Genomic DNA, 542 nt, shown 5'->3' on the forward strand with positions numbered 1-542 from the left:
CGGCCCGCGGTTTACTAGTTTTTCCTGTTGATGTAGATCCAGCCCGTCTTGGTCGGCTCACCGTCGTTGCGCTCGATCACGTAGTAGTACGTCCCGTCAGGCAGCTCATCGCCCTTGTCCGACTGGCCCTTCCACTCGTTGACGTAGTTCGTGCGCTCATAGACCTTGCTGCCGTAACGATTGAAGATCTGCAGCTTGCGTACGTTGAAGCCCTCAAGGTCGAAGAAATCGTTGGCACCGTCCCCGTTGGCCGAGATACCCTTCTGGATCGTACAGCTCGTCGAGGCAGCCACGAACGGCTCCTGGCCGTCGCAGCCCGCTACCGTAACCGTAAGCGTGTACGTGCCCGCGCCAGATACCGTCACCGAGGAGGCGTTGCCGCCCGAGACGATCTGACCGTCGGCAGTGCTCCACGAATAGGTAGCCGTGGCAGGGTCGTAGTTGAGGGCCGTGGCCTCCAAAACGTACGCGTTGCCCTGGCAGCCGCCAGCCAAGGTGAACTCCGGAGAATCCGTGATCGTAACCGTGAAACTCGACTCGTC

1 protein-coding gene is annotated in these 542 nt (G+C 60.3%); it reads right to left on the reverse strand.

Translation table 11 applies throughout. From position 1 onward, the window contains the following. Positions 1-14: 14 nt before the first annotated feature. Positions 15-542, reverse strand: a 528-nt coding sequence (locus HZF10_RS17895; RefSeq protein ID WP_176007605.1) for a T9SS type B sorting domain-containing protein, incomplete at its 5' end; no start/stop codon positions are given.

The organism is Flavobacterium agri (assembly GCF_013401995.1).
Lineage (GTDB): Bacteria > Bacteroidota > Bacteroidia > Flavobacteriales > Flavobacteriaceae > Flavobacterium > Flavobacterium agri.